This is a genomic window from Janthinobacterium lyxosi, assembly GCF_051380665.1.
Taxonomy (GTDB): Bacteria; Pseudomonadota; Gammaproteobacteria; order Burkholderiales; family Burkholderiaceae_D; genus Janthinobacterium.
This window is the reverse complement of record NZ_JBNYXM010000038.1, coordinates 1-13229: the sequence shown is the minus strand read 5'-3', so window position 1 is coordinate 13229 and position 13229 is coordinate 1. Positions and strand designations below refer to the sequence as shown.

Sequence of the window (13229 nt, the reverse complement as noted above, 5' to 3'; positions counted from 1 at the left end):
GACGGATTGTACCCTGTTACGCGTTTTTGTGATAGGGCGGCGCTTGCGCTGTGCGCTTTTGTTGTGGTTTAGGGCGCCGGTGGCGTGGCGCCGTCCTGCACCACGGTGATGGACAGGTCTGCGCCGGCGCCGGGCAGGCGCGCACTCTCCACAGCGTGCGCGGCGCGCTGTTGCAGGTCGCGCCGCTCAACGCTTTGCGCGGCGACGGTGGCTGCGGCGGGAGCGGACGCCTGCCTGGAGACGATGGCGCGGGCCGCAAAGGCCAGTACCAGCAGTATCAGCGCGGCCCTCACCCAGGTTCCCGGGCGCGCATAGGCGGGGCGCTCCCGGCGGGCCTGGCGCGCGGCGGCGTCGACGATGATGCGGCCCAGCTCCGAGCCGTGCTGGCGCGTGCGCAGTAACTCGAATTGCTGCGCCGTCAAGGTGCCTTGCCGCAGCATGTCGCGCAGGGCGGCGATGGGCGAGGCGAGCAGACGGTCCCCGGACAATCTGGCGTGGGCGGCGTCGCGTTGCCACTGGCTGATCAGATCTTCGTCGTACAGGGTGTTGATGGCCTGGCGGTTGACCAGCTTTAGCGCGTCGGCGGCCAGTTGCTGGCGTTCGAGCAGGGCCGCGCCGCCATGCCGGCGCGGCAGCTCCTGTACGCGCCGCAGGAAGTCGTCCTGCGGCAGCAGGTCGGTGCGCAGCAGCCATGCCAGCGCCTCGGCGGCACTCGCGTCGGCCGCCAGTCGTGGCATGTCGACGTCGTCTTCCTCGTCCAGGGCGAGAATCTCCAGTTCGGCGATGGCGTCGTCGAGTTCATTGTCCGTGATCAGGCGGAGTTGGCGTACCTGGGTGAGGGCGGGATGGATGTGACTGGTCATGGGCTGTAACTTTGCCTGAAAGGCAAAATCTTAGCGCAAGCCCCGTTTTTCCGGCGCGCCTATGCAAACGGGGCCGGCGCGGATGCATTCCGCGCCGGCCCCGCCGTTTGCCGCCAACGGCATGCTTAGTGCTTCAGGCCGCGCCAGCCGATGTCGCGGCGGTACTGCGCGCCGTCGAAATGGATTTTTTCCACCGTTTCATACGCCTGCTTCTGCGCCATCTTGATGCTGTCGCCCAGGCCCACCACGCACAGCACGCGGCCACCGTTGGTGACCAGGCGCTCGCCTTCGATGCGGGTGCCCGCATGGAAGGTGACGGAGTCGATGGTTTCGGCCGGGATGTCGCCGATCGGCGTGCCCTTGACGGTATCGTCCGGGTAGCCGGCGGCAGCCATCACGACGCCGACGGCCGTGCGGCGATCCCATTCCAGCTCCACGGCGTCGAGCGTGCCGTTGACGGCGTGCTCCATGACGGTCACCAGGTCGGTTTTCAGGCGCGTCATGATGGGTTGCGTTTCCGGGTCGCCCATGCGGCAGTTGAATTCCAGGGTCTTCGGCGTGCCCTTGTCGTCGATCATCAGGCCGGCGTACAGGAAGCCCGTAAACGTGATGCCGTCCTTGGCCATGCCCTGGATGGTCGGCACGATGATTTCGCGCATGACGCGCGCATGCATGGCCGGCGTGACGATCGGTGCCGGCGAATACGCGCCCATGCCGCCCGTGTTCGGGCCCTGGTCGTGGTCCTTCAGGCGCTTGTGGTCCTGGCTGGTGGCCAGCGGCAGGATGTTCTTGCCGTCGCACATGACGATGAAGCTCGCTTCTTCGCCGGCGAGGAATTCCTCGATGACGATGCGCGCGCCGGCGTCGCCGAACTGGTTGTCTGCCAGCATCATGTCGACCGCCTGGTGTGCTTCTTCCAAGGTCATGGCAACCACCACGCCCTTGCCGGCGGCCAGGCCGTCGGCCTTGATGACGATGGGCGCGCCCATGGCGTCGATGTAGGCGTGCGCTGGAGCGACATCGGAAAACGTCTGGTAAGCGGCTGTCGGGATGCCATGGCGTTGCATGAAGGCCTTGGCGAAGTCTTTCGACGATTCCAGCTGCGCCGCCTCTTTCGTGGGGCCGAAGATTTTCAGGCCGCGCGAGCGGAACAGGTTGACGATGCCCGCCGCCAGCGGCACTTCCGGACCGACGACCGTGAGGCCGATGTGTTCCTGCTGAACGAAGTCGGCCAGCAATCGCGGGTCGCTGATGTCGAGATTGACCAGGCGCGCATCGCGCGCGGTGCCGCCATTGCCCGGCGCGACATACACCATCTGTATGCGTTCGGACTGGGCCAGTTTCCAGGCCAGGGCGTGTTCGCGGCCGCCAGAGCCGACTACCAGAATTTTCATAGGGACCGTTCGTTCAGTGTGGGTTGCAGGGCGGCGGTGCCGCCCTTGTGTGCAGAGTGATTAATTCTCTAGATTAATTCTCTATTAATGCGTTGGTGAAGACTTCCTGGACGTCGTCCAGCAGCTCCAGCGCATCGATCAGCTTTTGCATCTTGATGGCGTCGTCGCCCGCGTAGACGGTTTCCGTCGCCGGTTTCATGATGACTTCGGCCACTTCGGCCTTGAATCCGGCCGCTTCCAGCGCTTCCTTGACGGTGGCGAAATCGTGCACGGGGGTCAGCACTTCGAAGCCGCCTTCCTCGTCGGCGATGACATCGTCGGCGCCCGCTTCCAGCGCCGCTTCCATCAGTTTGTCTTCGTCGGTGCCCGGCGCGAACAGCAATTGGCCGCAGTGCTGGAACATGAAGGCGACGGAGCCTTCGTTGCCCATGTTGCCGCCGTTCTTGTTGAAGGCGTTGCGCACTTCGGCCACCGTGCGCACCTTGTTGTCGGTCATGCATTCGACGATGACGGCTGCGCCGCCCACGCCGTAGCCTTCGTAGCGCACTTCTTCGTAGTTGGCGCCATCGACACCGCCGCTGCCGCGGTTGATCGCGCGCTGGACGTTGTCTTTCGGCATGTTCGCGTCAGCCGCCTTGTCGACCGCCAGGCGCAGGCGCGGATTGGTGATGGCGTCGGCGCCGCCCATGCGGGCCGCGACCGTGATTTCCTTGATCAGGCGCGTCCAGATTTTGCCGCGCTTGGCATCGGTGGCAGCCTTTTTATGCTTGATATTGGCCCATTTGCTATGTCCTGCCATGTCGAATCTTCCTTAGACGGGTGTTCAATTGTGGCCGACATTTTAGCATATTGCCCCCCTGCCAAGCGGCATGGCCCCGTCATCAAGCCGACACATTTTGTTGTTAAAATGACGCGCTTTCATCTTATGCATTATTTGATGCGGCTGCGCATGCACGAACTCATGCATCATCCCATCACCTCCACTCATAACTAAGATTAATAAAGGGCGCGACATCATGGCAAGTCAAATGGATAGACGGCAGTTCCTGAAGCTGGGCGGCTTCATCACGGTTTCCGTGGCTACCGCCGGGCTCACCGCCTGCGGCAGCACCGACTACAGCGACCATGGCGTGCCCCTGGCCAGCGGCAGCGACTGGAAATTCCCGCAAAGCGTGGCCTCGGGCGATCCGCGCGCCGACAGCGCCATGCTGTGGACACGCGTCGTGCCCGCCAGTTTCGACGCCGTCGCGCCCGCCGTGGCCGGCAAGTCGGACGTGACCGTGCGCCTGATCGTCAGCGTGGCGGACAATACGGCCGCGCTGGGCAGCAACACGGCCCTGGCCGGCACACCGATCGTCGATGCGACATTGCCGCTGAAAGCCGATTTCGACAACACCTTGCGCCACAAGGTGACGGGTTTGCAACCAGGCCAGGTGTATTTTTACCAGTTCATCGCCGGCGACGTGCGCTCGAACGTGGGCCGCTTCAAGACGGCGCCTGCTGTCGCGGCCGACGTGAGCCAGTTGCAGTTCGCCTACCTGACGTGCCAGGACTGGAGCATCAACCACTGGGGCGCGCTGTCGCATATCGCCGCCAACGAGTCGCTCGACTTCATCGTCCACCTGGGCGATTACATCTATGAAACGGTGGGCGAGGCCTTCCAGAGCGGCGCCGTGGAAAGCCGCCATGACCAGCTGAAATTGCCGGATGGCACTTACAAGAGCGGCAACGCCGGCGCCAAGTACGCCACCACGGTGGCCGACTATCGCTACCTGTACAAGAAATACCGCACCGATACGCGCCTGCAAGCCGTGCACGAGCGCTTCGCCTTCATCGCCATCTGGGACGACCACGAGTTCACGGACGACGCCTGGCAGGACGCTTCCACCTATGAAGGCATCGTGGCGACGGACGGCAGCGACCTGCACCAGCCAAATCGCCGCCGCAGCGCCAACCAGGCCTGGTTCGAATACATGCCGGCCGACGTCACCTTCGATGCCGCCGCGACAACGTTCCAGAATATCCAGATTTACCGCGATTTCCAGTTTGGCAAACTGATGCAGCTGGTGATGACGGACGAGCGCCTGTACCGCGCCGATCATGCGATTGCCGAGTCGACTATCAACCCCGCCACGGGCAAGCCGCTGGGCAGCATCGGCAGCCGCTACCTGGTGCCGCAAGCGCTGTTCGACAGCGTGGAAGGGCAGAAAATGGCCGCCGCCACCAAGGCCGGCGCCGACCCGCTGGCAGCCGTGGGCATGCTGGGCAGCACGCAGCGCGACTGGTGGAGGGGCAAGATGAAGGCGGCCACGTCCACCTGGAAGCTGTGGGGCAATGAAGTGTCCCTGCTGCGCATGGGCCTCAATGGCACGGATGCGATTGCCACCCTGCTGGCCCTGAGCGCCATGGCGAACGTGGGCAAGGCCATCGCCAGCACGCTGCCTTTGGTGGGCGGCAACGTGCCGCTGGCCTGCGCCATCGTGGCCGCTTCGACGGCGGGCGCGTCATCGGGCGTGGCGCAAACGGCGGCCATGGCGATTGCCGGCGCCGCAGCCAACGCCGGTGCGCAGGGGGCCGCAGCCGTGGGCGCCGGCTTGAGCGCGGCCCAGGCCGGCATCACGGTAGCCGCCTACAACAGCGGCTCGCCCGTCGCCGCGGCGCAAGTGATCGCCTTTGGCTGGATCAAGCCCGATGTGCAGGCCAAGGGCGCAGCATCGAGCTTTGTCGCCGCGTCCGGCCAGCAAGCGGCGCTGGCGCCATTCTTCACGCGCTTCCTGCTCAATTGCGACCAGTGGGATGGCTACAACAGCGAGCGCAAGAACCTGATGGCGCACTTGAAAACGAATGCCATCGGCAACGTGGTGGCGATTACCGGCGATATCCACTCCTTCTTTGCGGGCACGGTCAGCGATGACTTCGATGCGGCTGGCGGCGGCACGCCCGTCATGGTGGACCTGGTGTCGGCCGGTGTCAGCTCCGATTCCTTCTTCAGCTACCTGAAGTCGGCCGCCGGCAGCATGGGCGATATCGGCACTCTCGTCAGCTATCCGTTGGCCATTCCCGTCACGGGCCTGGGCACGGTCAATCTCGACATCAATCTGCTCGACTACACCATGGGCAAGGCGGCGCCTACCGTGGACAGCCTGCTTGAGCAACTGCGCGTGCAGCTGCGCGGTGCGCTGGCAGCCAAGGGCGTGCCGGAAGTGCAGCTCGATGCCACAGTGGCGGCCGTGCAGGCGGGCTTGAAAGCGAGCACTGACTTCAATGCAACCCTGCTGGGCCTGGCGCAGCAATTGTCCGGCTTGGGTAACAATCCGTGGATCAAGCATCTGAACACGGATGCGCAGGGCTACACGGTGGTCACCTTGACGCCGGGCAAGCTGGTGGCGCAGTTCAAGCAAGTCAACAAGCTGATCGGCACGGCTGCGCCGGCGAACGTGATTGCGCGCGTGACGACCGCCACGGTAGCGGCTGGTACGGCGGGGGTCAGTATTTCCTAAGCCGCCGCTGGAATGGGGGCTGGCGGCCGGTGCGGAGGGGCCGGCCCGGCAAACTTGTGCTTATCCATTACAATCTGGGCATGAGCTCCAGTTCCCCGCAAGCAACCCCATCTTCGCTTCCCCGTTCCGTCTACCTCGGTGGCCTGGCCATCGCCGTGGGCGGGGCGGTGCTGTTTTCCACCAAGGCCATCGTCGCCAAGCTGCTGTACCGCTACCAGATCGACGCCGTCACCCTGATCGCCTTCAGGATGATTTTTTCGCTGCCCGTCTTCGCCGTCATCGCCTGGTGGAAGATGCGCACGGAGCCGCCGCTGTCGACCAGCGACCGCTGGCGCCTGGTCGGGCTGGGTCTCGTCGGCTACTACCTGTCCAGCTATCTGGATTTTCTTGGCTTGCAATATATTTCTGTGGGGCTGGAACGGCTGATCCTGTTTCTCACGCCCACCTTCGTGCTCCTGATTACCACCGTGTATTTCAAGCAGAGCATCAGCCGCTTGCAATGGCTGGCCTTGCTGACCTCGTATTGCGGCATCGTGCTGGTCTTCGTGCACGACTTGCAGGGCGGCGCCAGCAATGTGGCGCTGGGTTCCACTTTGGTGCTGGGCTCGGCCTGTTCGTATGCCGTGTATCTGCTGGGCTCGGGCGAGCTGGTCAAGCGTATCGGCTCGATGCGGCTCGTTTCCTACGCGATGTGCGTGGCCAGCTTTGCCTGCATCGCCCAGTTTTTTATTTTGCGTCCCGTTGAACTGCTGATCCAGCCCATGCCCGTGTATGGCCTGTCCTTGCTCAATGGCATCTTTTGCACGGTGATGCCCGTCTTCATGACGATGATCGCCGTCGAACGCATCGGCGCACCCGTCGCCTCGCAGGCGGGCATGATCGGCCCCGTCTCGACCCTGTTCCTGGGCGCCTTGATACTCGATGAACCGATTACCAACTGGCAATTGGCAGGCACCAGCCTGGTATTGGCCGGTATTTACTTGCTATCGAAAAAGAAATAATTCCTCCACCCACTGAAATGGTCCTCACCATGAAAACACGCATCGCCCTGATTGCCCACGATAAGAAAAAAGATGACATGATTACCCTGGCGGGCGAATACCTGGACTTTCTCAAGGGTTGCGAACTGTCGGCCACGGGCACCACGGGCGGCCGCCTGATCAATGAGCTGGGCTTGCAAGTGGAGCGCAAGCATTCGGGCCCGTTCGGCGGCGACTTGCAGATCGGCTCCCTGCTGGTGGAAGGCTTGATCGATTGCGTGATTTTCCTGCGCGACCCGATGACGCCGCAGCCGCACGAGCCGGACATCAACGCCCTGGTGCGCGCCTGCGACGTGCACAACGTGGCGTGCGCAACGAATCTGTCATCGGCGCACCTGGTGCTGTCGCAGCTGCAGGCGCGGGCCAACGCGGCCGCCTGACGTTTTTCCCGATTCTTCTTCAAGGAGCATATTGTGAGCGCAACGATTACCACCAAGGCCATCCGCGTACAGCGCGTGGGCGGCCCGGACGTGATGGAGTATGTGGATGTGGAACTGCCGCCGCCCGGTCCCGGCGAGGCGCGCGTGAAACACGAGGCCATCGGCCTCAATTTCATCGATGTGTATTTCCGCTCAGGCCTGTATCCGCAGCCGCTGCCCAATGGCCTCGGTGTCGAGGGCGCGGGCATCGTCGAGGCGGTGGGCGAGGGCGTCACGGAAGTCAAGGTCGGTGACCGGGTGGCGTACGCGGCGCGCATCAATGGCGCGTATGCGCAGCAGCGCAACTTGCCGGCGGCCCTGCTGCTGGCGCTGCCCGAGCGCATCGCTTTCGATACGGCGGCCGCCATGATGCTGCAAGGCTTGACGGTGCAATACCTGTTCCACCGCACGGTAGCCCTGAAGGCGGGCGACACCATCCTGTTCCACGCGGCCGCGGGCGGCGTGGGCCTGATCGCCTGCCAGTGGGCGAAAGTGTTGGGCGTGAACTTGATCGGCACGGCCGGTTCCGATGAAAAGGCGGCGCTGGCAAAGGCGCATGGCGCGGCCCACGTGATCAACTACAACACGGAAAACTTCGTCGAGCGCGTGCGCGAGATCACGGGCGGCAAGGGCGTTTCTGTCGTCTACGATTCCATCGGCAAGGATACGTTTACGGGCTCGCTCGACTGCCTGGCGCCGCTGGGCATGATGGTCAGCTTCGGCAATGCCTCCGGCCCCGTGCCGGCGTTTACCTTGTCCGAGCTGGCCTCGCGCGGTTCGCTCTTCCTCACGCGCCCGGCCCTGTTCAGCTATGCCTCGAACCGCGCGAACCTGGAAGAGATGGCCGCCTCGCTGTTCGGCGTCGTCAGCAGCGGCGAAGTACAGATCGAGATCAACCAGCGCTACAATCTGGCCCATATCGCCCAGGCGCACACGGATCTGGAAGGGCGCAAGACCACCGGCTCGACCATCATCGTGCCATGAGCGGCGCCAATGACGGCACGCCGAAGTTCGGCCGCCTGCTGGTCGTGTTGTTATTGGCCGTGGCCCTGATCGGCGTGCTCACCTTTGCCGCCGAGGCGTATTATTCTTAAGGATGAAAAAACCGGCTTGCGCATTGCTGCACAAGCCGGTTTTTTTAGAGCGTCAGCTACTTATTCCACTTTGACTTCCACCTTGCGGGGCACGCCGCTTTGTCCAGGGAAGTCGGCAAAGGCGCTGGCTACCATGGCCGGCATTACCTGCGACGTGGCGCGCTTGTTGCTGGTCGATTGCACGGTCACGTCATACAGTTTCTTGCCGCTGCGGTCATTGATCGTGACGCGCAATTCGCGTTCGTATTTATGGCGCACGCTTTCTTCGACTTCCATCGGACCATACCAGTAGGGGTTGTAGCCAAAGCGGCCATAGCCTGGCCAGGCGCCGTAGCGGTAGCCGTAGCGGCCAGGCCAGTAGCCAGGGCCATACCAGAATGGATCGGACGCCTGCAGCACGCGCTCAGGATAGTCGACGGTGGAAAAATGCATCGCCACGCGCAAATTGGCTGCCGCCGGGCCGGAAGCTTCGCCGAAGCCGTGCTTGGCCAGTTCCGCGCGCACCAGGTTCTGGTAGCTGCGGTATTCCAGCGTGTCGTTTTCCGCCGCTGGCGCTTCAAACGCATACGATTTGTCCTGCAATTGCGCAGGCCATTCATGGAAGACGGTCACATCGCTGCGTATGGTGGTGGCGCATCCGGTCAGCAACACGGTCAATGCGGCCATCATGATGGTGAGATATCGTTTCATTGCAGACCTCCTGATAGTAGACGCAATTCATCGCTTAGTATTATAAGAATAGTTCTATTTGTTTCCATTCATTATTACAGAATGTTACCTGAGATGTCTGCGTGTAAGGGAATCCAACATTCCTGAGCTGAATCGCGACTATCGGGGGCTGGTGTTGGTAAAATAGGCTTTTGCCTCCGCTCCCACCCAAATCCCTATGCGCACAGACAGCCCTCAGACGATTTACCGCAAAGATTACACGCCGCCCAGCTTCCTGGTCGACAGCGTCGAACTTGGTTTCGATCTCGATCCCGCCCGCACAGTGGTGGCGAGCCGGATCCGCATGCGCCACAACCCGGCCAGCAGCAGCCGTAGCATCGAATTGCACGGCGAACACATCGAACTGGTGATGGTGCGCCTGAATGGCAAGCTGCTGAAGCCGTCGCAGTACAAGCTGACGGCCAGCATGCTGACCATTCCGAAGGCGCCCGACGAGGTGTTGCTCGATATCGAGACCGTGCTGGCGCCGCAAGACAATACCTCGCTGTCCGGCCTGTATGTGTCGAACCATAATTTCTTCACGCAATGCGAAGCGGAAGGCTTCCGCCGCATCACCTTCTTCCCGGACCGCCCGGACGTGATGGCCAAGTACACGGTCATGCTGCGCGCCGACAAGGACAAATATCCGGTGCTGCTATCGAACGGCAACCTGATCGAAGAGGGCGACCTCGGTGATGGCCGCCACTACGCCAAGTGGGAAGACCCGTTCAAGAAACCATCCTACCTGTTCGCTCTGGTGGCGGCGCGCCTGGTGTGCCAGGAAGAGCGCTACACCTTGAAGTCCGGCCGCGAAGTGCTGCTGCAGGTGTGGGTGGAAGACGGTAACCTGGATAAAACCGATTACGCCATGCAGTCGCTGAAAAACTCGATTCGCTGGGACGAGGAGCGCTTCGGCCTGGAACTGGACCTGGACCGCTTCATGATCGTCGCCGTGGGCGATTTTAATATGGGCGCCATGGAAAACAAGGGTTTGAACATCTTCAATACCAAGTATGTGCTGGCCAATTCGCGCGTGGCGACCGACGTCGATTACGCAGGCATCGAAGCGGTGGTGGGCCATGAATACTTCCATAACTGGACCGGCAACCGGGTCACGTGCCGCGACTGGTTCCAGCTGTCGCTGAAGGAAGGCTTGACGGTGTTCCGCGACCAGGAATTCTCGGCCGACATGATCGGCACGGACACGGGCCGCGCCGTCACGCGCATTGACCAGGTGCGCACCTTGCGCCAGGCGCAGTTCCCTGAGGATGCCGGTCCGATGGCCCATCCCGTGCGTCCCGATTCTTTCGTCGAGATCAATAACTTTTATACGGTCACGATCTACGAAAAAGGCGCCGAAGTGGTGCGCATGGTCCAGACCCTGGTGGGCCGCGACGGTTTCCGCAAGGGCATGGACCTGTACTTCGAACGCCACGATGGCCAGGCCGTGCAGTGCGACGACTTCCGCGCCGCCATGGCGGACGCGAATGGCCGCGATTTTACGCAATTCGAACGCTGGTACAGCCAGGCCGGCACGCCGGTGGTGACGGCTTCCACGCGCTACGACGCTGCCAGCCAGACGTTCGAGCTGACCCTGGCGCAAAGCTGCCCCGCCACGCCGGGCCAGCCGAAGAAACTGCCATTCCACATTCCCGTCACCGTCGGCTTGCTGGCAGCGGACGGCCGCGACCTGCCGCTGTACGTGGACGGCGTGGCGTCGAACGGCGCCACCAGCGTCGTGCTGGAGCTGACCGAAGCGTCGCAGACCTTCCGCTTCACGAATGTGAAGGAAGCACCCGTACCTTCGCTGCTGCGCGACTTTTCCGCGCCCGTGGTGCTGGAATGCGGCTATACCGATGCGCAGCTGCTGCACCTGTTCCGTCACGACAGCGACCCGGTGAACCGCTGGGAAGCTGGCCAGCGCCTGGCCATGGAGCGCCTGCTGAAACTCACGGGTGCCGTCGCCGCCGGAGAGGCCTTGGTGCTGGACGACACTTTCATCGAAGCGCAGCGCGCCTTGCTGGCCGACGAAACGCTGGATGCGGCTTTCCGCGAACTGGCCTTGATCCTGCCATCGGAAACCATCATCGCCGAGCGCCTGGCGCAAGTCGACCCGCAGGCGATCCACACGGCGCGCCAGTTCATGCGCCGCACCATCGCGGCCGCCTTGACGCCCGAATTGCTGGCGCAATACCACGCCAACCAGACGCCGGGCGACTACAGCCCGGACGCGCTGTCGGCCGGCAAGCGCGCGCTGAAAAACCTGGCCCTGTCCTACCTGCTGATCGCACCAGGCAATACTGAACTGGCGCTGGCGCAGCAGCAGTTCGACAGCGCCGGCAACATGACGGACCGCGCGGCCGCCCTTGGCGCCCTGATACACTCGGGTTCCGCATCGCACGCGCAGGCCGCACTGGTCAGTTTCTATGCCGACTTCGAGAACGAAGCGCTGGTGGTCGACAAGTGGTTCGCCATGCAGGCGGCCGCGCCAACGACCGATGTGCAGGCCGTGCGCCAGTTGATGACGCATCCGGCCTTCACCTTGAAAAATCCGAACCGCGCGCGCAGCCTGATCTTCAATTTCACCAACGGCAATCCGTCGCAATTCCATGCGCAAGACGGCAGCGGCTACGCCTTCTGGGCCGAGCAAGTCATCGCGCTCGATGCCCTGAACCCGCAAGTGGCCGCGCGCCTGGCGCGCTCCATGGATCGCTGGCGCCGTTACGTGCCTGCGCTGCAAAGCCACATGCGCGACGCACTGGAAAAAGTCGCCGGCCAGGCCAGCTTGTCGAATGATGTGATGGAAGTCGTCAGCAAGGCGCTGGCCAATTAACACCGCAATAATCATCAAAACAAAAGGGATTTCATGAAACGCATCAGTCTTACGCAATACCTGGTTGAAGAGCAGCGCTCGAACAACAGCATTCCGGCCGAACTGCGCCTGCTGATCGAAGTCGTCGCGCGCGCTTGTAAAACCATCAGTCACGCTGTCGGCAAGGGTGCCCTCGGTGAAGTGCTGGGCACGGCCGACACGGAAAACGTGCAGGGCGAAGTGCAGAAAAAGCTCGACATCATCTCCAACGAGATCCTGCTCGAAGCGAACGAATGGGGCGGCCACCTGGCGGCCATGGCGTCGGAAGAGATGGAATCGATTCACCCGATTCCGAACCGCTATCCGAAGGGCGAATACATGCTGCTGTTCGACCCACTGGATGGCTCGTCGAACATCGATGTCAATGTCTCGATCGGCACCATCTTTTCGGTGCTGAAAGCGCCGGAAGGCATGGGGCAGCCGACCGAGCAGGACTTCATGCAGGCGGGCAGCAAGCAGGTCGCCGCCGGCTACGCCGTGTACGGCCCGCAAACCATGCTGGTACTGACCTTCGGCAATGGCGTGAACTGCTTCACCCTGGATCGCGAGATGGGTTCGTGGGTCCTCACGCAAAGCAATATGCAGATTCCGCCGACGACCAAGGAATTTGCCATCAACATGTCGAACGCGCGCCACTGGCATCCGCCCGTGAAACGCTATGTCGATGAACTGCTGGCCGGCGACACGGGCCCGCGCGGCAGCAACTTCAACATGCGCTGGATCGCCTCGATGGTGGCCGACGTGCACCGCATCCTGAACCGCGGCGGCATCTTCATGTACCCGGCCGACCTGCGCGATACGTCGATGCCGGGCAAGCTGCGCCTGATGTATGAAGCGAACCCGATGGCCTTCATCGTCGAACAGGCCGGTGGCGCCGCCACCGACGGCCAGCAGCGCATCATGGACATCGCCCCGCACAAGCTGCACCAGCGCGTGCCCGTGTTCCTCGGCTCGAAGGAAGAAGTGGCCCGCGTGACGGCCTATCACGTTGAGTAAAAAAACCGCACTTTTCAGCGCTTTTTAGCGGCTCGCAGCCGGGCCGCTAAAAAAAATGAAAAAAGATCGCGTTGACACTAGCAAATTTTGTGCATTGTTTGTAGAATGTGGGTCTTCGCCGTTGTAGCTCAGTTGGTAGAGCAGCACATTCGTAATGTGAAGGTCGCCAGTTCGATTCCGGCCAACGGCACCAAGTATTCGCAGTAGAAAAAACCACCGCTCAAACGGTAATGCCGTTCAGTTAAGACTGGACGGCATTTTTATTTTGGGGCTTGTAAACGCCCGGACCAGCTGTTAACCTGTATGGCTATGCTCGATGACACTCTCCATTTCCTGGCAAATT

Annotated in this window: 10 protein-coding genes and 1 tRNA gene; 7 read left to right on the top strand and 4 right to left on the bottom strand. The window is 62.3% G+C overall.

The window, feature by feature from the left end:
• Positions 1-68: 68 nt before the first annotated feature.
• The 3 genes from ACQ4WP_RS25590 to ACQ4WP_RS25580 form a co-directional block, all read right to left on the bottom strand.
• A complete protein-coding gene (locus ACQ4WP_RS25590; RefSeq protein ID WP_436525559.1) occupies positions 69-863 on the bottom strand; it encodes a hypothetical protein in 795 nt (264 codons plus the stop codon).
• 125 nt (positions 864-988) lie between these two features.
• Entirely contained in the window at positions 989-2257 is a 1269-nt protein-coding gene (gene purD / locus ACQ4WP_RS25585) for a phosphoribosylamine--glycine ligase (RefSeq protein WP_436525557.1), read from the bottom strand.
• Between the two features lie 73 nt (positions 2258-2330).
• On the bottom strand, positions 2331-3056 hold the full coding sequence (locus ACQ4WP_RS25580; RefSeq protein ID WP_010401062.1) for a YebC/PmpR family DNA-binding transcriptional regulator: 726 nt from the start codon (positions 3054-3056) through the stop codon (positions 2331-2333).
• 229 nt (positions 3057-3285) lie between these two features.
• On the opposite strand from ACQ4WP_RS25580, the gene ACQ4WP_RS25575 reads away from it, so the two are divergent.
• The 4 genes from ACQ4WP_RS25575 to ACQ4WP_RS25560 all read left to right on the top strand — a co-directional run bounded on the left by ACQ4WP_RS25575 (position 3286) and on the right by ACQ4WP_RS25560 (position 8200).
• Complete coding sequence (locus ACQ4WP_RS25575) at positions 3286-5757, top strand: alkaline phosphatase D family protein (RefSeq protein WP_436525554.1); 2472 nt, start codon at positions 3286-3288, stop codon at positions 5755-5757.
• Between the two features lie 80 nt (positions 5758-5837).
• A complete protein-coding gene (locus ACQ4WP_RS25570) occupies positions 5838-6758 on the top strand; it encodes a DMT family transporter (RefSeq protein ID WP_436525552.1) in 921 nt (306 codons plus the stop codon).
• A gap of 29 nt (positions 6759-6787) precedes the next feature.
• The gene (locus ACQ4WP_RS25565) at positions 6788-7177 is read left to right on the top strand and encodes a methylglyoxal synthase (RefSeq protein ID WP_436525550.1); all 390 of its coding nucleotides are present in this window, start codon (positions 6788-6790) and stop codon (positions 7175-7177) included.
• Positions 7178-7270: 93 nt separating this feature from the next.
• Complete coding sequence (locus ACQ4WP_RS25560) at positions 7271-8200, top strand: quinone oxidoreductase family protein (RefSeq protein WP_436525608.1); 930 nt, start codon at positions 7271-7273, stop codon at positions 8198-8200.
• A gap of 170 nt (positions 8201-8370) precedes the next feature.
• Here the strand turns inward: ACQ4WP_RS25560 and ACQ4WP_RS25555 are convergent, their stop codons facing one another.
• Positions 8371-9000, bottom strand: a complete 630-nt coding sequence (locus ACQ4WP_RS25555) for a DUF4136 domain-containing protein (RefSeq protein ID WP_436525548.1) — start codon at positions 8998-9000, stop codon at positions 8371-8373.
• Positions 9001-9196: 196 nt separating this feature from the next.
• On the opposite strand from ACQ4WP_RS25555, the gene pepN reads away from it, so the two are divergent.
• The 3 genes from pepN to ACQ4WP_RS25540 all read left to right on the top strand — a co-directional run bounded on the left by pepN (position 9197) and on the right by ACQ4WP_RS25540 (position 13079).
• The gene (pepN, locus tag ACQ4WP_RS25550; RefSeq protein ID WP_436525546.1) at positions 9197-11851 is read left to right on the top strand and encodes an aminopeptidase N; all 2655 of its coding nucleotides are present in this window, start codon (positions 9197-9199) and stop codon (positions 11849-11851) included.
• A gap of 33 nt (positions 11852-11884) precedes the next feature.
• Positions 11885-12886, top strand: coding sequence for a class 1 fructose-bisphosphatase (locus ACQ4WP_RS25545; RefSeq protein ID WP_436525544.1), 1002 nt, complete (start codon positions 11885-11887; stop codon positions 12884-12886).
• Between the two features lie 117 nt (positions 12887-13003).
• Positions 13004-13079, top strand: a tRNA-Thr gene (locus ACQ4WP_RS25540).
• Positions 13080-13229: the final 150 nt, after the last annotated feature.

Bases quoted from the DNA above. Each gene is read 5' to 3' on its own strand.
- ACQ4WP_RS25565 (WP_436525550.1), top strand. From the start codon at position 6,788: ATGAAAACACGCATCGCCCTGATTGCCCACGATAAGAAAAAAGATGAC.
- ACQ4WP_RS25545 (WP_436525544.1), top strand. From the start codon at position 11,885: ATGAAACGCATCAGTCTTACGCAATACCTGGTTGAAGAGCAGCGCTCG.
- purD (WP_436525557.1), bottom strand. From the start codon at position 2,257: ATGAAAATTCTGGTAGTCGGCTCTGGCGGCCGCGAACACGCCCTGGCC.
- pepN (WP_436525546.1), top strand. From the start codon at position 9,197: ATGCGCACAGACAGCCCTCAGACGATTTACCGCAAAGATTACACGCCG.
- ACQ4WP_RS25580 (WP_010401062.1), bottom strand. From the start codon at position 3,056: ATGGCAGGACATAGCAAATGGGCCAATATCAAGCATAAAAAGGCTGCC.
- ACQ4WP_RS25590 (WP_436525559.1), bottom strand. From the start codon at position 863: ATGACCAGTCACATCCATCCCGCCCTCACCCAGGTACGCCAACTCCGC.
- ACQ4WP_RS25575 (WP_436525554.1), top strand. From the start codon at position 3,286: ATGGATAGACGGCAGTTCCTGAAGCTGGGCGGCTTCATCACGGTTTCC.
- ACQ4WP_RS25555 (WP_436525548.1), bottom strand. From the start codon at position 9,000: ATGAAACGATATCTCACCATCATGATGGCCGCATTGACCGTGTTGCTG.
- ACQ4WP_RS25560 (WP_436525608.1), top strand. From the start codon at position 7,271: ATGGAGTATGTGGATGTGGAACTGCCGCCGCCCGGTCCCGGCGAGGCG.
- ACQ4WP_RS25570 (WP_436525552.1), top strand. From the start codon at position 5,838: ATGAGCTCCAGTTCCCCGCAAGCAACCCCATCTTCGCTTCCCCGTTCC.